Source organism: Bauldia sp., assembly GCA_037200845.1.
Lineage (GTDB): Bacteria > Pseudomonadota > Alphaproteobacteria > Rhizobiales > Kaistiaceae > DASZQY01.
This window is the reverse complement of record JBBCGQ010000001.1, coordinates 1,358,087-1,376,944: the sequence shown is the minus strand read 5'-3', so window position 1 is coordinate 1,376,944 and position 18,858 is coordinate 1,358,087. Positions and strand designations below refer to the sequence as shown.

Sequence of the window (18,858 nt, the reverse complement as noted above, 5' to 3'; positions counted from 1 at the left end):
GTCGCCGGTTCCTTTTAGCCGCCGGCCGCGGCGGGCGGAGTGGCACCGGCCGCGGGCGCTGTCGCAGCGCCCGGCTTGCCCTGGCCGCCGTTCTGGCCGCCGTTCTGGCCGTTCGGGCGACCGCCGCCCTGCTGGCCATTGGCGCCACCGCCCTGGCCGCCGGCGGCAACGGCGCCGGCCTCGGCGACCTGCACGCCCTCGCGGATGCGCAGCACGCCTTCGGTGACCACGGCGTCGCCTTCCTTAAGGTCGCCGGCGACGGTGACCACGCCGCTGCGGCGGGTAATGATCTGGATCGGCACGCGCTTGGCCTTGCCGTTGTCGACCTTCCAGACGTAGGAGCCCTCACGGTCCCACTGGATCGACAGCGACGATACCGAGGGGTGCGGCGCGCCCGGGAAATCGAGCACCAGGGTCAGCGCCATGCCCGGCTTCAGGGCGGCGCCTTCGTTGGGCACGCTTGCCTCGACATTCAGCGCGCGGGTGGTCGGGTCGACGCGGCTGTCGACGGCGATGACCTTGCCGGCAAAGGTCTGGCCGGCAAGCGCGTCGGTGGTGGCGGTGACGGCGTCGCCGATCTTGACCAGGCCGGAGGCGCGCTCGGGCACCGAGAAGGAGACGGTGACGGTCGTCATGTCGTCCAGCGAGGCGATCGCCTTCTGCGAGGAGACGAGGTCGCCGATGCTGAGGTCGGTGAGGCCGACGGTGCCGGCGAAGGGCGCCTTGACGGTGCGCTTGTCGAGATCGAGCTGGGCGCTACGCACGCCGATCTGGGCCTGCTCCAGCGCGTTCTTGGCGTCGGTGACGGCGACAGCGGTGACGTTGTTCGATTGAGCGAGCTGGGTGGCGCGGTCGTAGGCGGCCTGCGCGGTGGCTACCGCGAGCTTGGCCTTGTCGAGGGCGACCTGCTCGTCGGCGTCATCGAGCACCAGCAGCGGCTGGCCGGCGTCGACCTTGCTGCCCGGGGTAAAGGAGATGTCGGTGACGACCCCGGTCACCTGCGGGAAGAGTGTGACGTTCTTGGCGGAGGACACCGTGCCGACGGCGCGGACCTCGATGCCCGAGGAATCGATCTCGACCGGCTGGGTCACGACGATGACGGCGCCACCGCGGCCGCCAAAGCCGCCACCGCCGCCCTGCCCGCCATTGGCGCCGCCCTGGCGCTGGCGGTTGGCCTGCTGGCCACCGGCCGGAGCAACCTGCTGGGCGTTCGCGGCCTCGGAAGCGGCATGGCCGTACCAGCCGCGCTCGTAGCCGAACCATCCAACGGCGACGGCGACAACGAGGATGACAATGACGGCGATCTGTCTACTGGCGGCCATGACAAACCCTGTTGCGACGCAGCGTAGCCCGAATGCCTAGGCCTGCCGACTAAACATTCCGTAATAACGCCCGGGCGGCCCGGAACAAAAAGCCGCAGCCCGCCTCGCGTTTCCGCGAAGCGGGCCGCACGTACCCGGACATTTACGCAGGCCATGCGACATGCCTACGGCGAAATCGCGATTCACGCTTTCGCCGCGGTTTGCTTGCCGGGCGTCGACGGCGCCGATATAGCCGGGCACGACGTTTAGCCCGGATCGCCGCCGCCATGGACGCCAGCCTGATCGACCGCCTCGCCGACGCCGACGTGCTGGTCGTCGGCGACGTGCTGCTCGACCGGTTCATCGACGGCAAGGTGACGCGCATCTCGCGCGAGGCGCCGGTGCCGGTGCTGAAGTTCGGGCGCTCCCAGGCGCATCCGGGCGGCGCCTGCAACGTCGCCGCCAATATCCTCGCCACCGGCGGCGCGGTGACGCTGGTCGGTCTCATCGGAGACGATGCGGCCGGCGCCGAGCTGCTCGCGCTCTGCCGCAACTTCGAGCGCATGACGCCGCGGCTGATCACCGACGGCCAGCGCCAGACGACGGTCAAGACGCGCTACCTCAGCGGCTGGCAGCAGTTGCTGTGCATCGATTCGGAGGATAGTGCGCCGGCCGCGCACGAGGTGCGCGATACGCTGATCACGGCGGCGCTCCGCGCCATGCCTGCGGCGAAAGCGGTGGTGCTCTCCGACTACGGCCGCGGCGCGCTCGACGATACCGGCATCCGCGGACTGATCGCGGCGGCGCGGAAGGAAGGCAGGCCGGTGGTCGTCGACCCGCGCCGCTCTGATCCCGCCGTGTTCGCCGGCGCGACGCTGATCACGCCGAACATCGAGGAGATGATCGCCTTCAGCGGCATCCGCGCCGACAGCGACGACGCCGCCGTCGCCGCCTGCCGCAAGGTGCTCGACATGGTCGCCATCGACGCGATCCTGGTGACGCGTGGCGCCGGCGGCATGACGCTGGTGAAGCGCGACGGGACGCCGCCGCTGCACGTGCCGGCCGAGACGCACCGCGTTTTCGACGTGACGGGCGCCGGCGATACGGTGGTGGCGATGATCGCCTCGGCATTGGCCTCCGGCGCGCCGCTCGCCGATGCGGTGCGGCTGGCCAACACCGCCGCCGGCATCGTGGTGGCGAAGCCCGGCACGGCGACGGCGCTGCCGCAGGAGTTGCGGCAGGCGCTGGGTGCGGCACGCGGCGACGGCGTGACCGAGCGCAGCGAGGCGGCCGAGCATGTCCGGCTGTGGCAGAGTCTCGGGCTCAAGGTGGGCTTCACCAACGGCGTCTTCGACCTGCTGCACAAAGGGCACCTCCATTCGCTGGAGCAGGCCAAGCGGCGGGTCGACCGGCTGGTGGTCGGCGTCAACGCCGACGCCTCGGTCAAGCGGCTCAAGGGACCCGAGCGGCCGGTGCAGGACGAGAGCGCGCGGGCGGCGATCCTGGCGGCGCTGCGCACGGTCGATCTGGTCGTGATCTTCGCCGAGGACACGCCGGAGCAATTGATCCAGGCGCTGAAGCCGGATCTCCTGTTCAAGGGCGCGGACTACACCGGGCAGGATATCCCCGGCGCGGCGTTCGTCAGGGCAAACGGCGGCGCCGTCGAGTTCCTGCCGCTTCTGCCCGGCCACAGCACGACCGGCACCGTCGCGAAAGTGCGCGGCGACTAGCGCTGGCCGGCGGTGCGTGCGGCGATCGCCTGCACCTCGCGCGAGGCATCCGAGATCAAAAGCTCCATCTCGCGGCGCGCCTCGGAATGATCGCGGCGCGTGATGGCCTCGAAGATCGCCTGATGCGCGGGGATCACGTCCTCGGCGATCTGCATCCCACGCGCCACATCCTGCATGAAGAAGCTCGCCCGCAGCAGCGGCCCGAGAATATCGCTCAGGCGGTCAATCAGCTCGTTGCCGCTCGCCGCAAAGACGGCGACGTGAAAATCGGCGTCGGCGCGGCGAAACAATTCGGCGTCGCCCACGGCCGTGCGCATCGCGTCGAGGGCAGCGCCGATCGCGGCGATGGCCGCCGCGTCGCCGCGTTTGGCGGCATACTCGGCGGCGGCCGGCTCGATCAGGCGGCGCAGTTCGATCAGGTCGGTGAGCAGGCGCGGCGGCAGACGCGCCGGCAGGTGCCAGGCGAGGACATCGGGATCGAGCAGGTTCCATGACTTGCGCGGCAGCACGGTCGTGCCGCTGCGCCGGCGCGATTGCACCAGCCCTTTCGCGGCCAGCACCTTCAGCGCCTCGCGTACCGCCTGGCGGCTGACCGCGAACTGCTCGGCGAGCTGCGCCTCACGCGGCAGCAATGCGCCTTCGGCGATCTCGCCGGAAACGATCCGGCCGCCAATGGCATGTGCAACTTGTCCGTGTATTCCCCCGGACGGATAGAGACGTCTTTCGCTCAAGATGGAGGAACACAATCTCGGGTGGAGCCGCTACAACCGTAGCAAGGAATACGGAGGTGGTCCAGCTTGGCGCCGTCGCCGCCGGGCGTTTGCTGACTGGCTGGGGCGCCTTTATTATTCCAGCATTGATATTGCTAGTGTTTTTTATATTTTCTGAAATTTACCCACCTTTGTGCCCACCTTTCGACAACTGCGTTTGAACGGGCTTGTCAACGGGCGTTTAAACGCCTACGTTAGCGGCGCGTCTGGGAAGGGTCGCCAAGCGTCCCTCCTCAGGGCTGAGGCCCTGATAGCCCGGTCGCTTTTGCGCGGGGGCCGATGTATCTCTGCTACATCGACGAATCCGGCACCCCCGAAATTCCCGGCAATACTTCTCACTTTGTCTTGGCCGGCTTGTCGATGCCAATCTGGCATTGGCGGGCCGCCGACAATGATATTATCTCGATTCTGAATAAGTACGACCTCGCCACGGCGGAACTCCATACCGCTTGGATGATGCGTCGGTACTTGGAACAATCGAAAATTGCCGATTTTGAAAAGCTCTCCCGCGACGCTCGTCGAAAAGCGGTGGGCCAATGGCGCAACGCCGAACTGTTACGGCTACAGAAACTTCCAGATCCGGCGCCATACCGACAAGCCAAAAAGAATTTTCGGCACAGCGAAGCCTACATTCATCTGACGCACAACGAGCGAATGTCGGCCATACGGGACGTCGCCGATCTTGTAGGCGGGTGGGGCTTTGCGCGGCTTTTTGTCGAAGCCATCGACAAGATTCACTTCGATCCAACCCGCACGCACACGACAGTCGTTGAACAGGCGTTCGAACAAGTGGTGTCCCGTTACCATCAGTATCTCGTGCGCGAGGAGCACGGCGGTCTGAAGAACTACGGCTTGCTGGTCCACGACAACAACGAATCTGTCGCCAAGAAGCACACCGACCTAATGCGGAAGTTTCACAGTGCAGGAACGTTGTGGACAGAAATTGACCGGATCATTGAGACACCTCTGTTCGTAGACAGCCGGTTGACGCGGATGGTCCAACTTGCGGACCTTTGTAGTGTCGCGATGCGCCGATACGTCGAGAACAACGAATCGGATCTCTTTGATCGGATCTTTCCTCGTGGCGATCATGTCGGCGCCCGGGTGGTCGGTGTGAGGCACTACACCGACCGGAAGAAGTGTAGCTGCAAGATATGCACGGCCCACTCCGCTCCCATTGGACCCTGAAGGGGCCGGTCAATACGTACTCCGAGGGTCATTTTCGGCGTGCTGGGAGCAAGGTGAAATGCAAGGCCAATGGATAGGAAAGTATCAGGGCAGCAATTCTGGTACGGCGGTTGTTGATCTGGACGATTTTGGTGATCACCTCGAAGGCAACGCATACGTCTTTGACGATGATCCCAAACTGCCGGGCACTTTGGCCTTCGTCCGGACAGTGGATCAAAGCCCGAAGCAAACTCTTGAGCTTCGGCTGACGCCGCTACACCCGTTTACCGGCGACATACTTCCACGAGAGCAGCTGCCGGAAATCGCGCCCGGCGTCTTTCATCCCGAAACGGCCACGGCAACTTTTGAGATAAAAGGCAACACGCTCATAGTTTCGTGGACAACGTCTGTAGGCACTACCGGCGTCGCCGCGCTCGCTAAGAGCCGCAGTGCCGAGCCATCGGACTATGCCCCGGAGGATAGCGTCAAGAGTTGGGACCAGTTCAAGGCCCACGCCTCCTCAATTGAACCTGAACGTTTTGTCTTCCGCGGCCAAGGAACGACGCACCGTCTGAGGACTGCCTTTCATCGCTCAAAAAGAAAGGACCTCATACGATTCATGAATCAAGACATCCCCACGCTTCACCAGATTTTGTCTGCCAGAACCAAGCATCTGTTTAATCTCAACGATCCTCAGCACAACGCGGCGTTCTACAACCTCGTCCAGCACCACGGCTATCCGACTCCGTTGCTTGATTGGACGCGTTCTCCGTTCGTGGCCGCTTACTTTGCGTTCCGAACTGACCGGGTACCGCGAGATGCCAACGACGAGACCGTGCGGGTTTTCATGTTCGATTCCACTGCCTGGCGAAATGATTTCAATCAGATTTTGAAAGTTACCTTTGCTCGGCCGCATTTTTCTCTTCTGCATGCTCTCGCCATCGAAAATGACCGCGCGATCCCGCAGCAGGCTCTATCAAGTGTGACTAATCTCGATGACATAGAATCGTACATTCGACAGCGCGAGGCTGAGAACCAAAAGCGTTACCTGAGAGTGTTCGACATACCTCGCGCCGAGCGTGAAGCTGTTCTCCGGGATCTTCGGATGATGGGGATTACAGCAGGTTCGATGTTTCCCGGATTCGATGGAGCGTGTGAGGAAATTAGAACACGTCTCTTTGGTAATGATCGCGTCGCCGTCGCGTAACTTCAGCCGGGTCGCTACCAATAGGGTTCCGGTAGGTCGTGTCACCAAAGCACTTACCCGTGGGTCGCCAGCAGTGTTGCTGCACCTATGACTTGTTCGCTAGGCATGGGCGCCCGCGGCACGTTCTGACTCAGCTTGCGCACTGCCCGCCCGGTAACGACCGCTTCGCGCAGCCGCTTTAGCAGGCCCACCTCCAGCTGCTGCACCCGCTGATGCGTGATGCCCAGCTCCGTGGCCAACTCCGCCAACGTGGCGACGCGCCGCTCACGTTTGTTTTGGCTGTGACCCCGAGCATCTTCGTCATCTAAATAAAGGCGGGTGACAATGAGGCGCTCTCGCTCATCAAGCTGCGGCAGCAGCTTGGCGACGATGCGCTCGGCGCGCTCGCGCTCGTCTGCAGCGATTAGTGCTTCCTCGGGCGTCGGGGTGTTCGGATCGGCGGTGTGTTCGGCAAGGTCGAACTCCTCGCCATCTTCGTTCACCGCAAGAGATGGGAGGTTGATGCGGGCACGGCGGTGGCGCCGTTGCCACTCAAGCCAGAGCCTTGTTCGGATGACTTCGTGCGCGATCAAAAAGAAGGAACCGCGTTCGGCCTCCCATTTCTGTCCAGCCTCAACGAGCGCCGCCTGAGCGATGCTGAAAGCTTCGTCGAAGCCGAGCGTCCGCGAATATCTGTTTGCCCATTTGACCGCGAGACGCAGATAGTTCTCGACCTTCAGCTCCGCACGGGTGCGCGGCGCGTCGGCCGTTGCTGGTCGCAACAAGACTCGTGAGTTGTTCATCGATGTTTTCGGATTGGAAAAATGCGCCGCCCCCGGCTGTAGGGGACGAGGGCGGCGCAGTTTGCGCCCCGGGTGGAGGCCGGGGACTACCCTGCCGGGATGAACATGGAAGTCCCGGAGGGATTCAGGGTGCCGCCGCGCGTACGCAGCGGCCAGATTCGATTAGGCCGCGCCGTTGAGGCGCACGCGGCCAACGGTGGCGGTCGAGCCAGCGGCCGCGGTGGCGTGGCCGATCAGCGTGTTGCTGCCAACGGTCGTGGTGACGCGCTTGGTCGAGTTGTTCCAGTAAAGGCGTGCGCCTTGAGCCCACACCTCGGGCGTGGCCTTGGGCAGATCAAAGACTCCGGTGACCATGATTTCGACATCGCCACCGGCATCGAAGTCGGTTGCGGCAACGCCGAACAGATCGCCGACCAGAACGCCGTCGCCCGACACGCCGCCGTCATCGTCGGTGGACTCGGGCGCGGTGACGAGTAGCGTGTCGCCTTGCTGCACATAGTTACGCATGGGGAATTCCTTTCGCGAAAGGAGCGCGCGACCGAAGCCGCGCGCCTCTGTGATTACTTTAGTCGTCCGTGCCGCCGTTGCCGGTGTTCTTGACGATGGAGCGGAATTCCAAAGGCGCGGCGCCTACCGCGAACCAGACTCGGAACGCCGTTCCGAGGCGATCAAAACTCGCCGGGTCGGCAACTTCGAGTCGCGGCGTCGGCGTGCTAGTGAGCGTGGCTAGCTCGATGGCCGGCTGGATGCTGGCGTCAGCGGCGACGTACCACGCCCCGTTGTCGATAGCGTCCAATCGCGGATCGACCGCCACCTTCAGATTCGTAAACGGATTGACTTCGCTAACGCTCGTCGCCGCGATTGCGGCCGCGATGATTTCGGCCTGCGTCTCCAAGGCCGCCGGAACAAGAATCGTCGAAGGCGTCAAGCCAAGAACGGTCGTGCCGTCGAGAGATTTCTGGAGCCGCATCTTCGAGCGCATGGCCGACAACGCCGGCACGGAGGGCGCACCCTCATCGACCACATTGCCGTGATTGGCGTCGTCGATCAGCGTAAAGCCGTCCGACATAGTCGTGGTCGTCAATGCGTCGATGACCAATTTGGCGCGGAGGTTCTGGGTCGCGACGCTGATGTCGCGGATGGCGCGCTGCACACCTTGAAGACTGTCGTTCGTTAAGACCTCGATGCTGACCGCCACGGCCCGTGCGTAATTGGCTACGCGGATTTTCTCGCCGTGGTCGCTGATAGCCGACCATGTGATCTCACCCGCCTCCAAAACTTTTTCGAGGCTTGGAAAGGAAGTTGTCGCGACACGTTCTGCTTCGCGGTAGTCGCTAAGCTGACCAGCGCCAGCAATGGCAACCACGCCGGGTTCAGCGGCTGCGAACAGGCGCGTCAGCTCGCGGTTCATGCCGTCGCCCAACAGCGAGGACAGGTCGCTGGTAGTTTCAAAACCTGCCGACATGAAAGGCCGCCGGGCCTTGAATGCGGCGCCGAGGATGCTGGCCGGGTCGCGAGCGCGCAGCGAGATGCTGTGGGCCTTCAGGAATTCCTTGGCGAGGTCGAGGTTCGATGAACCGTTGAAGATCTTGCCGGCGCCGGTCGCGGGGCGGCCCTGAAGTTTCGCCTGAAACTGATCAGCCATTGCGTCAGCGAAGCCGGCTTCATCGCCGCCGGCATCCTCGCCCACGCGAATGCTGTGAGCGTGGCGCTGGTCCCCAGCGTTGGCGGCGACCTTGTCGATGATCAGATCACGCGCCTTGTCGAGCGAGCCCTTGGCCAGCAGGACGATTTCGGCAGCCTCCGCGGCGGACAGCTTAGCGGTTGCAGCGCGGTTGAGAATGTCGCCGGTCACATCGACAACGACTTCGTCGTCGTCATCGGCCGGCACGGTCGCGGGCTTCTTGGCCATGGGAGTTTTCCTTTTCGATTGCGGAGGGGAAAGCGCGAGCAGGGTCGCTGGCGCGTGTTTGAACATTCGGTAGTCGAAGGTCGGCGCGTTCGCGGTCGCGCGTTTGTCGGATGCCGCCGAGGCGAAGCCGAGATCGATCGCCTCGGATGAATCCATCCACGTCTCATCGAGCATCAGCGCCCGCGCCTCGTCTTCCGACTGGCCACTGCGCTGCGCGTAAATCTTGGCGAACTGGTCGCCCATCTTGTTCAGGACGTCGCGACTCTTTTCGTGCGCGGCCGCGGTCCCGATGGTGATGCCAGCAGGATCATGAATCATCATGAGCGAGCCTTCGCGCATGGTGATGCTATCGCCCGCCATCGCGATCAGGGACGCAGCGGAGGCCGCCAAGGCGTCGACTGTCACGTCAACGCGGCCGGCGTGGGCCTTGAGCAAATTGTAGATGGCCAGCCCTTCGGTCGCGATGCCGCCCGGGCTGTTGATCGCAACGGCAACCGGGCCGCCGGCCCGGAGGGCAGCGCGCACCTCAGCTGCGGTGTTGGCGCCCTCGCCGACAATTCCATCGAAACTGATCTTGATCTGCTTGGGCATCACTGCACCGTCACGACGTCGGTGGCGCCCGGCGCGCGCAGCGCAGTGAGCAGTGCGTCGACGAATGCCGGCGGCATGTTCACGCGGTTAGCAATCGTCTCGGCGTCGTGGCTAAGGCCGGCATCTAGCTCGTGCGAAATATCGCGGAAGGCGCGTTCCGTTTCCGGGTGCGCGGCGATGATCACCGCGGCGTCGGTCGCAGCAAGGGCGCCGCCGTTGGCGATGGCGCGGGCGCAGATGGCGATGTAGGCGGGGCAAAACGCTTGCACGGGCGGCGCTCGAACAGGCCGGGCCTTCGGTGCCCGGAAAACCGCGGGGCCGGTTGTGGCCCCTCTGTCTATGCCGGCGTGCCGGCCCTGTTTGGCGCCCAACGTGAGCGTGCTGTTTATGTGGCGTGAACGGGGCTCGAAAGCAAGATAACCTTCGGTTTGCAGATTCCGTCTAGTCGACCAAGCGCCGATTTATCATCGCTCAGTTCCAAGCGACGGAAATCGTGTCTCGATTCCGAAATGGTCTATGTCCCGCGCGAGAACGGTGGCTAAAAATGCGTCGACCACCGCTCTGCCCCTCATTACGTCCGGGCCTTCGAAGAACCTGAGCCGGGTGGGGGTGCCCTCCCGCCGCGCGCCGGCAGCACGTCCCACAGGGCCGATGCCCTCAGAGCGAATCCAAACCCCAGCGTTTCCGCCATTCCAAAATTCGCTGGCGGTGCAGGCGGTGCAGGCGGTGCTGGCCCCTCCCCCTTTGCCCTCAAAAGGGTAGAGGGAGGGAGAGGGTGGAGGGCTAATGGGGGCAAAGGGTACAGCCGCTGCACCGCCTGCACCGCCTGCACCGCCTGCACCGCCAGCCGGGCTACTCCGTGCTGTCGAGCCCTAGGCCGGCGTCGTTGGCCAGCGTCGCGCCCAGCTGGTCGGGCACGACCGCAGCCTTACCCATCAGCCCCAGCCCGCCATCGGCGTCGGCCAGCTCCATGACGCTGAGGGCGTCGGGCACCACCACCCCCTTGCCAAGTTTCAGGCGATAAACGCGGTTGTGCGTTTTCTTATCGACCTCGCTGGTGTGCCTCACACCTGCCGCGACCAGCAGCGGCTGTTTTGATTCAAGCGCATCGCCCAGGTATCGAGCGGCAACAGGCAACCATTGCCGGGCGTCGAACATTTCGGAATCGGTTACGCGCTTCTTCAGGGCATCGAGGATTGCCGATGGCGTGCCGATAAAGTCGCGGTCGGGTTTGTCATCGAGCCACTCGACGATAGCCTGCACGAGTTTGTCAGATTGCGCAGCATCGATCATGGCGTGCTGTTTGTGATCTTTGAACGCGGATTGGAACTCGCCGTCCTGCAATCCCAGCCCGAGGGCACCGGCCTCTACCCACGTCATCAGATCGGCAAGGGCAGGCAGATGCCCGCGCAGGCGTTTACGCGTCTCCTCGCGCCGCCGGATCGCGCAGGACACTCCTTCGAGCAGGTTGCCGAGGAACGCCGGCCGCATCAACCGGACCAGCTCCTTGACCTCCTGCCGCTCCAGTCGCTGCCCTGCGGGCGTGCTCTTGATGTGCAGGTTGATCGCGCGCCGCTGGAAGTCGTCGCGCGCGGTCGGCGGCTCAAGGCTGGTGATGATCAGCGGGCAGCATGCCTTGATTATGAAAACTTCGCCGCTGGTGTAGAGCTCGCGCTTCTCGGTACCGGCGCCCGTGGTCAATCGGCAGAAGGCATCCGACAAGGATTGATTCAGCGTCGACGCATTATCGATGGCCAGCACGTTGCGCGAGCTTGCCACCACCATCAAATCGTCCTCGGTCTTGGGCACGCCGGCTGTAGCCGGTTCGCGCGGATCCACGATGGCGATGATGGTTTCGGCCGCGGTTGTCTTGCTTGCGCCGGGCGGCCCCAGCAGGTTGAGGATGGCATGGTCGCCACCGGGCCGCAGGCAGTCGAACACGAATCCGACGAGTAAGCGGAATGCCTGCTTGGTTTGGGCGCGGTCGCCCGGCGTCATTACGCGCACGAGCGACAGCAGGTAGATCAGTGAATCATTCCGCAGGCGGCCGCCGTCAGGCAGCTCCGTAAAGGCGCTGATCGGTTCAGGCAGAGGTTGCTCGCGCCCAGAACGGCGAAACTTGATCGGTGGATTGTCGACCACTCGCCAGCCTGCCGCGTCGGTCTCAACGGCGCGCCAGTTATCATCGCCCAGGTCGAGGTAATGCTTTCCGTTGTCGCCCCAGCCGACGCGCAGCCATGTCGTCAGCCGCTTGTCGCTGTGCAGGGCGAGTGCCTCGGCGCGCGCGACTGCGTCCTTTAGCTTTTCGCGCGGCGGGGCACCGCGGGTTGCCTGCACGTAGCGGAAGATAAGCCATTCGCGAAAACTCTTGCCGGCGACGGCGTGGGTTTGGGTGTGGCCGTTCACGTTCACACTGGCAAAGGGCGTGCGGTCCTGATTCAGAAACAGCTCCGCCTCGTCGACCAGTTTGTTCAGCCGCGCGACGGCGGAGTCCTTGCCCTTGCCGCGAACCTTCGCGGCCGGAGCGGCGGCGACGTCGTTCTTAGTTATTGGCATTGTTGTCTCCTACAAATTTGTCGGTCAGCGCGACACGTTCGCGGTCGGTTTGAAATTCCATGTTGCTGGCGTCCTCGGCAGGGAACACTTCCTCGTCGTCGTATTTCAGCGATAGCCAGATCAGCTTGTCGGCGAGCGTGTCCTCGCCATCATCTCGAAGCGCCCGGATTAGGGTACCCACGGTGTTGCCGGGGCGCCGGCCGAGGCTGCGCCAGCGGCGGACCACCTCGCGGCTCAGGTGGGCGAAGGTTGTGTTGCCGGCGGACCACCGTACGAAAGCCTCCTCGGCCTTGCCCGCGGTGACGTGATGGCAAGCGCACATGATCGAGAACCAATCATCATGCTGGGCATGTGCCCGCGGATCGAGGCCGGCGAGGAACACTTCAAGCGCCTCCGCGTCCATCATGCCGGCATTGCTGATCGATGTGACGGTGCCCGCCGCGGCATTCAGCAGCCACGCGGGTGCAGGCGCCGGGCGGAAATGATTCAGACGCTCGTAGCGGCGCCCGTCGAACATCGACGGCGCCAGCAGGACGTAGCCCGCGGCTTTGATCTCGACGAATTGGGCCAGCTTGCCGGGGAAGCGGTGCCCCGCGGGCGCGGTGAAAATATAGTGGGTGCCGCCACGTCCCGAAACCTGAGCCCAGGTATCAGGCAGCTCCTTGCCGGCGATAAACGAGCTCCACTCGCAACCGTCTTTGTACGAATCGATGTCGAGCGCAACGAGGCCGCTCGGCGATAGGGCGAGTCCGATGTTAGCGGCCGGCCAGCGGCGCCACCAGCGCGCGACTACGGCCGCGTCGGCCGACGCGTTGAGAAAGCCGTTCGGTGTAAGCGGCTCCTTGCCGCCGGGCACGCATGGGAACACGCGATAACCCGCCGCGGCATAGAAGGCCGCGGCCTCACTAAGGCCGGGCGCCGTCATGTGGTCGCTTCCGCTTTCGGCTTATCTTCCGCCTTCGCTTTCACCGTGCGCAGGCGGTTGAAGGCAGCGATCACCCCAGCGTCGTCACCGGCCGCGAACGACTCGCCGGAACTGAAGTGGGTCGTGCCATCAGGCGCGCGCACGGCGGGGGAAACGTCATTGGTGCCTAGCGCCATCGCCGACACGTGGTGACCGCGCTTTATCGGTTGGGCCTTTTCGGGTCGGCTCCAGTACCACTGCACCTTGAGCAGCATCGCTGGGGCGAGCGAATAGCTTGTCACCTCACCGCTTGCCTGATCAAACTTCGGTACCAGAACGTTATGGCCGGGCGGCGCCGGATGATATTCTACAAACCAGTCGCTCATCACTTTCCTCCATTGGTTTGCGCATCGCGGTCGGCGATGCGTTCGGCTTGCCATTGCTCGATTGAATCCTCAGTCCAGATCGGCGTTCGAGTGCCGAACGGGAAAATTGCTCTTGGAAAAGTTGCATCGCGACGTCGCAGGTCGTCGAACGTGCTGTCAGCTTTGATGGCAACGCGACGCTTAACGTCGCTACGACGCAGGAAAACTATCGACACGGTTTCGCACCCACACGAAAGGGAGCGGCCGTCAGGTGGCCGTGTACCCCGCGGCGCACCGTGCAAAGCACGTTCAGCCAACGGACCTGTTCTGGGGTGCTGACGGCGCGAAGAAGCGCGCCGCCAAGCGGGCCTGACTCTGGCGGGTCAGGTGCTCGACGGCGCTGGTCCTGCTGGCGGCAGGGTAAGGTCAGCAATCGTCAGGAAAGGAATGCCAGAATCTGCGAGGGCCACCGCCAGTGGTTCCCTCAACGTGCCGGATTATGCCGATCTGAGAATCTTGGGCAAGAACACCTTTCTGGTGTCCGGGCACCTAGCTTTTGGAGGCGCAAAACTGATCCCAGCCAGCCATCAGCTCGCGGCGCTCGTCGAGGAAATCTTCGCGTTGATATGCCCGCACAGTTTTGTCGCCGACGAGGTGTGATAGCGCTGCCTCGGCAACTTCATGACGCGCCTTTGCGACCACCGTTGCCCAGCCGCGGAACGCGGCTCTGAAGCCGTGCACCGTCGCGCCCGGCTTTAGTTTCCAGATCAGCTTCAACATCGCCATGTTCGAAAGGCCCAGCGCGTACCGCGTCCCGACGAACACATATTCATTGCCAGCCTCGCGCGGCAGCTTGGACAAGATCGCCAGCGCGCGCGAGGAAAGCGGCACGCGATGCGGCTCGCCGTTTTTCATCCGCTCGGCGGGCACGGTCCATGTTTTCGTTTTAACGTCGATGTCGGGCCACCGGGCAAGGATGGTTTCATTCGTTCTGGCGGCAGTCAGGATTGTGAATTCGAGGGCGCGGCCGGCGATGGTGTGGCGCTGCCGCAGCGCCTTCATGAATTCAGGAACCGCTTTGTAGTCGAGCGCAGCGTGATGCTTTGGCTTGCGCACCTTCCCCTTGCGCGGGAACAGATGCTCCAGCGTGCCGGCCCAGCGGGCGGGGTTATCGCCGTGCCTGAGGTGCTTCGCCTTCGCGGCATCGAGTACGACAGCGATGTTGGTGCGTACGTGATCGGCCATCACCGGGATCGTCGACCAAATGGGCTCAAGTATTTTCACGAGGTGGTCGGTATTCACCTCGTGCACCGGCAGGTCGCCTATGGTGTCAAAGGCGTGGCGCTCCAACGTCTTGATGAATTGGGTGGCGGTTTTCGGATTCCGCCACCCGGCCCGTTGGCGCTTGACGAATTCCTTCGCGAATTCGCGGAAGGTTTTCGGCGCCACCTGTTGCCGCTCAATCCGCCGCTCGGTGATGGGGTCTTTGTTATCAGCCAGCAGCTGGCGGTAACGGTGCGCGTCCGCGTTGGCCTTTGCCAACGACACATCATCGAGGCGGCCTAAACCCATGTCCTGGGTTTTGCCATTGCGGGTGTAGCGGAAGATCCACGCCTTGGTCTTCGAACTGCTGATTTGCAGAAGCAGGTTGCGGCCGGCGCGATACTTCCCCGGCTCGGTCAGCGCCGCGATTTGTCGAACGGTCAGCGTCTTGGCCATGATGCCCCGCTACCCACCTTTCAACCCACCTTCGAGCGCCGGCTTTAGCCGGTACACGGCGGGTCACCCCGGCGGCACCATGATCAGAAACCCAATGATTTGCAAGGCTTTCGCGGGCCACGCCGGCTGACGGCGTCATCGGGACTGGCTGGGGCGCCTGGATTCGAACCAGGGAGTGGCGGAATCAAAATCCGCTGCCTTACCACTTGGCTACGCCCCAACGCGGCCCTGCATATCGCGCGACTCATGGGCAGGCAAACACGCGCTGCTCTGCGCTTGCCGCAGTCGGAGGCCGTCGCTATAAGACGCGCTCCCGCGAAAAGGCCGGAGTGTAGCGCAGCCTGGTAGCGCATCTGCTTCGGGAGCAGAGGGTCGCAGGTTCGAATCCTGCCACTCCGACCAACCTATTCTCCCGCCCGACCACCCTTCCCTCAAACCGCTTTGGGCGGTTTGACCCTCCCGCAGGGGAGGTTCAGCGGAGGAGAGCTATGACGTGCCGCTGACGCCTTCCAGCGCCGTGTCGAGATCGCCGAAGAAGCTGCGCACGCGGTCGGCGTCGGAGCCCAGATCGTGGGCGGCGTTGCGGGCGGCGGAGCGCATGTCGACGCGGGTGCCGTCGCCGTCGGGGACGATGCGGATGACGACGTCCTGCCGGAACGCGAAGATCAGCGTCTGGGCGACCGCCTCGATCGAGCCGGACGGGTTCTGCTCGGTCGGCTCCCGCGCGGCAAGCACCTGCCAGCCATTACGGTCGACGATGGCCTTGGCCTCGAGATAGACGCGCGCCGTCGATACCGGATAGTGGCGCGGGACGATGTCCGGGTAGGCCTCCTTCTGCGCCGCGGCCTCCGCCGGGCCGGGCTCGACGATGGTGGCGTCGGCGGGGCCGCGGTCGAAATAGGCGCGGTCGAAGCGTGGCGGATTGGCGAGGTCGGTGGAAATATCGGTGAGGCGCGGGTCGGTGACCACCTTCCAGGCGCCGACCGCCGGGATGATCAGCACCAGCAGGCCGACGAGGCAGCCGCGGACGGCGGTGCCCACGCCGCGCTTGCCCTCGCGCCAGATGGCGACGAAGGCGGCGAGCGCCGCCAGCACCGCGAGCATCGCCAGCGTGAAGCCCAGCGCGATGGCGCCGTATGTCGGCGTGGAGTCGAGCAGGCCGGCGCGGTGGCCGACGGCGGCGATGATCAGGACCGGGATCGACAAGGCGGCGAAATAGGAACTCCAGCCGGCAAGGCGCGACCGCTCCTGGTACATCCGCGCGCTCATCCCCGTCCGTCCCTCCCCGTGCCGTGCAGGCGTGGCGCCGCGGCCACACCCGGTTAAGAGATTCCTAACCGCCTTCCGGCTATCACGCTTATGCCCCAATGTGGCATCAAGCAGCCGCAGCCGGCGCCGATTCCCCTGATTTGCCGGCATAAAACAAGAGAAAACGCCGTGACCCGCCACGCCCAGCCGATCGACCACCGCCCCTTCCAGCCGAAGGCGAAGCTCGAGAATCAGCAGGAGCTGGTGTCGCGGTATGGCGCCATCGCCATCGCCGAGGTCGCCGACGCCCTCGTCCACATGAAGGCCGAGGACGAGCAGCGCGCCGCCGAGGCGAAGGCCGCCTAGCTTCCGCCGCCGCACAGAGCCTCCATCGCGAGGCTGGCGGCGATTGCCCACATCACGATCGCAATAAGCACGTCGAGTACGCGCCATGCCGACGGCCGCGCGAACACCGGCGCGAGCAGCCGCGCGCCGTAGGCGAGGCCGTAGAACCAGGCGACGGAAGCAATCGCCGCACCGATGCCGAAGGCGATGTTGGCCGGCGGGGCGTGGCGGGCCGACAGGCCGCCGACGAGCACGACAGTGTCGAGATAGACGTGCGGGTTGAAGACGGTGAGTGCCAGCGCGGTCGCGACCGTCGCGCCGAGGCTCGCACCTTCCGCATCGGACGGGCGGAGCGCGTCGGCCTGGAAGGCGCGACGGAGCGCCAGCGCGCCGTAGGCAAACAGGAACAGCGCACCGAGGACCGCGATCGCCGTCAGCAACGTCGGCTGCCTCCGGACCAGCGTGCCCAGCCCGGCGACTCCAGCGGCGATCAGCACGATGTCGCAGAGCGCGCACGCCGTCGCGACGGCGAAGACATGGCGGCGTTGCAGGCCCTGGCGCAGCACGAACGCATTCTGCGCGCCGATGGCGACGATCAGGCTGGCGCCGAGCAGCGCGCCCTCGACGGCGGCGGCGAGAAGGCCGGCGCTAGCCAAAGAGATCGGTCTTGATGTCGGCGACGGGCAGCAGCAGGCCGGGATCGTCGGCGTCGGCCTTGTTGACGCGGTCGCTCACCGGATGGGCCTCGAGCAGATCGTCCGGCGCCGGTGTCAGCAGCGCCATCGCCGCGTCCGTCTCCCCGGTCAGCCACAGGTCGAAATCTTCCGGCGCGATCGTCACCGGCATACGGGCGTGGATCGGCAGGACGGTGGCGTTGGCGGACGTCGTGATGATGCACGCCGAATCGATCTCGCCGCCGTCGCGGTCGGACCACGTTTCCCACAAGCCGGCGAAGCCGATGGGACCGCCGTCACGCGGCTTCACCCAGAACGGCTGCTTCGATTTCCCCTGCCGGCGCCATTCGTAGAAGCCGGAGGCCGGAACGAGGCAGCGTCGGTAGCGGATCGCGTTCTTGAAGGCGGGCTTGGTGGCAATGCCTTCGGTGCGGGCGTTGATCAGGAGCTGGAAGCGTTTGGGGTCCTCGACCCAGGCCGGCACCAGGCCCCAGCGGGCAAGCGCGAAGCGGCGGCGGTGATGCTCCTCGCGCACGATCGCGATCGGCTGGGTCGGCGCGATGTTGTAGCGCGGCGGGAAATCCTCCGCGTCGAGGTAGCCGAACAGGGCGGCGACCTCCTCCGCAGTCGCCGCCAGCGCAAAGCGTCCGCACATCTTCTTCGCCCTTCTGCGGTCTGAAGTTAGCAGATACGGTCCGCCGCCATGTCAATCAACCGGCCTGTCCTCGGGGTAAGCACGCTGGTCGTGGACCGCGGCCGCGTGCTGCTGGTCAAGCGCGGGAAGCCACCGCTGCTCGGTTACTGGAGCCTCCCCGGCGGGCATGTCGAGGGCGGCGAGACTTTGGCGGCTGCGGCGGCGCGCGAGGTGCTGGAGGAGACCGGCATCGCGGCGGGCGACTTGAAACAGATCGAGATCGTGGAGATCATCGGCGACGGTGGCGCGGCGCAGCACGTTGTGCTTGTGGTGTTCCGCGGGCATGGGAGCGGCACGCCGGTCGCGGGCGACGACGCGGCGGTGGCGCGGTGGGTGGCGCTCGGCGGGGTTCCGGCACTGCATATGGTTGAGGACACGAAGCAGTTGATCGCCACGCATGCGTAGCGCCGTCGCCGTTCTGATCCTGATGCTTGCCCTGCCGGGCGCGGCGCTCGCCGCCTCGGCGGCGCAGAAGGTGCCGCCGCCCCCTGCCCCGGCAGCGATCCAGGCGCCGCCGTACGAAGACGACCTGCTCCGCCTCTCCGAGATTCTGGGCGCCATGCACTACCTCCGCGAACTCTGCGGTGCGCAGGAAGGCGACCAGTGGCGCGACCAGATGCAGAAGCTGCTCGACACCGAACAGCCGGACGAGGCCGCCCGCGCCCGCATGGTCGACCGCTTCAACCGCGGCTACGACAGCTACAAGTCGGTCTACCTGTCGTGTACGCCGGCGGCGAGCGAGGCCAGCGACCGCTACCTCGACGAAGGCGCCAAGATCGCCGCCGAAATGACGGCGCGCTACGGTCGCTGATGGTTAAGCAACGGTTAAGGCGACCCCCGCGTTTTTTAACAGCCGGTTAACCTTTTCTTGACGACGCGGCTGCAGGAGCAGG

20 protein-coding genes and 2 tRNA genes are annotated in these 18,858 nt (G+C 64.8%); 7 read left to right on the top strand and 15 right to left on the bottom strand.

Features of this window, described 5'->3' with window-relative positions:
* Window positions 1-14: 14 nt before the first annotated feature.
* Window positions 15-1,322 carry an efflux RND transporter periplasmic adaptor subunit gene (locus WDM94_06635; GenBank protein ID MEJ0012299.1) on the bottom strand — a complete coding sequence of 436 codons (1,308 nt, stop codon included), beginning with the start codon at window positions 1,320-1,322 and terminating at the stop codon, window positions 15-17.
* Between the two features lie 266 nt (window positions 1,323-1,588).
* Here WDM94_06635 and WDM94_06630 point away from each other — a divergent pair, with 266 nt between their 5' ends.
* Entirely contained in the window at window positions 1,589-3,031 is a 1,443-nt protein-coding gene (locus WDM94_06630; GenBank protein MEJ0012298.1) for a bifunctional heptose 7-phosphate kinase/heptose 1-phosphate adenyltransferase, read from the top strand.
* Here WDM94_06630 and WDM94_06625 read toward each other — a convergent pair.
* On the bottom strand, window positions 3,028-3,762 hold the full coding sequence (locus WDM94_06625) for a FadR/GntR family transcriptional regulator (protein MEJ0012297.1): 735 nt from the start codon (window positions 3,760-3,762) through the stop codon (window positions 3,028-3,030). The two genes, WDM94_06630 and WDM94_06625, sit on opposite strands and share 4 nt — an antisense overlap.
* A 318-nt stretch (window positions 3,763-4,080) precedes the next feature.
* Between WDM94_06625 and WDM94_06620 the strand changes: the two genes are divergently transcribed.
* Both WDM94_06620 and WDM94_06615 read left to right on the top strand, forming a co-directional pair.
* Window positions 4,081-4,989, top strand: a complete 909-nt coding sequence (locus WDM94_06620; protein ID MEJ0012296.1) for a DUF3800 domain-containing protein — start codon at window positions 4,081-4,083, stop codon at window positions 4,987-4,989.
* Between the two features lie 58 nt (window positions 4,990-5,047).
* Window positions 5,048-6,175, top strand: a complete 1,128-nt coding sequence (locus WDM94_06615; GenBank protein ID MEJ0012295.1) for an FRG domain-containing protein — start codon at window positions 5,048-5,050, stop codon at window positions 6,173-6,175.
* Between the two features lie 53 nt (window positions 6,176-6,228).
* Here WDM94_06615 and WDM94_06610 read toward each other — a convergent pair whose 3' ends face one another.
* The 10 genes from WDM94_06610 to WDM94_06565 all read right to left on the bottom strand — a co-directional run bounded on the left by WDM94_06610 (window position 6,229) and on the right by WDM94_06565 (window position 15,224).
* The gene (locus WDM94_06610) at window positions 6,229-6,957 is read right to left on the bottom strand and encodes a sigma-70 family RNA polymerase sigma factor (GenBank protein MEJ0012294.1); all 729 of its coding nucleotides are present in this window, start codon (window positions 6,955-6,957) and stop codon (window positions 6,229-6,231) included.
* A gap of 162 nt (window positions 6,958-7,119) precedes the next feature.
* Window positions 7,120-7,464 (bottom strand): capsid cement protein, encoded by a 345-nt coding sequence (locus WDM94_06605; protein MEJ0012293.1) that lies wholly within the window; start codon window positions 7,462-7,464, stop codon window positions 7,120-7,122.
* Window positions 7,465-7,522: 58 nt separating this feature from the next.
* Window positions 7,523-9,460 (bottom strand): head maturation protease, ClpP-related, encoded by a 1,938-nt coding sequence (locus WDM94_06600; GenBank protein ID MEJ0012292.1) that lies wholly within the window; start codon window positions 9,458-9,460, stop codon window positions 7,523-7,525.
* Window positions 9,460-9,729, bottom strand: coding sequence for a hypothetical protein (locus WDM94_06595; protein MEJ0012291.1), 270 nt, complete (start codon window positions 9,727-9,729; stop codon window positions 9,460-9,462). The genes WDM94_06600 and WDM94_06595 overlap by 1 nt, the downstream gene beginning before the upstream one ends.
* 583 nt (window positions 9,730-10,312) lie before the next feature.
* Window positions 10,313-12,016 carry a hypothetical protein gene (locus WDM94_06590; protein ID MEJ0012290.1) on the bottom strand — a complete coding sequence of 568 codons (1,704 nt, stop codon included), beginning with the start codon at window positions 12,014-12,016 and terminating at the stop codon, window positions 10,313-10,315.
* A complete protein-coding gene (locus WDM94_06585; protein MEJ0012289.1) occupies window positions 12,003-12,941 on the bottom strand; it encodes a bifunctional DNA primase/polymerase in 939 nt (312 codons plus the stop codon). The genes WDM94_06590 and WDM94_06585 overlap by 14 nt, the downstream gene beginning before the upstream one ends.
* Window positions 12,938-13,306 carry a hypothetical protein gene (locus WDM94_06580; GenBank protein ID MEJ0012288.1) on the bottom strand — a complete coding sequence of 123 codons (369 nt, stop codon included), beginning with the start codon at window positions 13,304-13,306 and terminating at the stop codon, window positions 12,938-12,940. The genes WDM94_06585 and WDM94_06580 overlap by 4 nt, the downstream gene beginning before the upstream one ends.
* On the bottom strand, window positions 13,306-13,521 hold the full coding sequence (locus tag WDM94_06575) for an AlpA family phage regulatory protein (GenBank protein MEJ0012287.1): 216 nt from the start codon (window positions 13,519-13,521) through the stop codon (window positions 13,306-13,308). The genes WDM94_06580 and WDM94_06575 overlap by 1 nt, the downstream gene beginning before the upstream one ends.
* Before the next feature lie 313 nt (window positions 13,522-13,834).
* On the bottom strand, window positions 13,835-15,004 hold the full coding sequence (locus WDM94_06570; protein ID MEJ0012286.1) for an integrase arm-type DNA-binding domain-containing protein: 1,170 nt from the start codon (window positions 15,002-15,004) through the stop codon (window positions 13,835-13,837).
* A 145-nt stretch (window positions 15,005-15,149) separates the two neighbouring features.
* Window positions 15,150-15,224: transfer RNA gene (locus WDM94_06565), tRNA-Gln, on the bottom strand.
* A 105-nt stretch (window positions 15,225-15,329) separates the two neighbouring features.
* Here WDM94_06565 and WDM94_06560 point away from each other — a divergent pair.
* Window positions 15,330-15,406, top strand: a tRNA-Pro gene (locus WDM94_06560).
* 84 nt (window positions 15,407-15,490) lie between these two features.
* On the opposite strand, the gene WDM94_06555 is transcribed toward WDM94_06560, so the two are convergent.
* A complete protein-coding gene (locus WDM94_06555) occupies window positions 15,491-16,273 on the bottom strand; it encodes a DUF1499 domain-containing protein (protein ID MEJ0012285.1) in 783 nt (260 codons plus the stop codon).
* Between the two features lie 168 nt (window positions 16,274-16,441).
* Between WDM94_06555 and WDM94_06550 the strand changes: the two genes are divergently transcribed.
* The gene (locus tag WDM94_06550) at window positions 16,442-16,618 is read left to right on the top strand and encodes a hypothetical protein (GenBank protein ID MEJ0012284.1); all 177 of its coding nucleotides are present in this window, start codon (window positions 16,442-16,444) and stop codon (window positions 16,616-16,618) included.
* On the opposite strand, the gene WDM94_06545 is transcribed toward WDM94_06550, so the two are convergent.
* Complete coding sequence (locus tag WDM94_06545; protein ID MEJ0012283.1) at window positions 16,615-17,253, bottom strand: LysE/ArgO family amino acid transporter; 639 nt, start codon at window positions 17,251-17,253, stop codon at window positions 16,615-16,617. The genes WDM94_06550 and WDM94_06545 overlap by 4 nt on opposite strands.
* Entirely contained in the window at window positions 17,246-17,926 is a 681-nt protein-coding gene (locus WDM94_06540) for an SOS response-associated peptidase (GenBank protein ID MEJ0012282.1), read from the bottom strand. Before WDM94_06540 ends, WDM94_06545 begins: the two co-directional genes overlap by 8 nt.
* 48 nt (window positions 17,927-17,974) lie before the next feature.
* Here WDM94_06540 and WDM94_06535 point away from each other — a divergent pair, with 48 nt between their 5' ends.
* Together WDM94_06535 and WDM94_06530 are read left to right on the top strand one after the other, a co-directional pair.
* Complete coding sequence (locus tag WDM94_06535) at window positions 17,975-18,370, top strand: NUDIX hydrolase (protein ID MEJ0012281.1); 396 nt, start codon at window positions 17,975-17,977, stop codon at window positions 18,368-18,370.
* Complete coding sequence (locus WDM94_06530) at window positions 18,363-18,776, top strand: TIGR02301 family protein (protein MEJ0012280.1); 414 nt, start codon at window positions 18,363-18,365, stop codon at window positions 18,774-18,776. The genes WDM94_06535 and WDM94_06530 overlap by 8 nt, the downstream gene beginning before the upstream one ends.
* The last annotated feature ends 82 nt before the right edge of the window (window positions 18,777-18,858 follow it).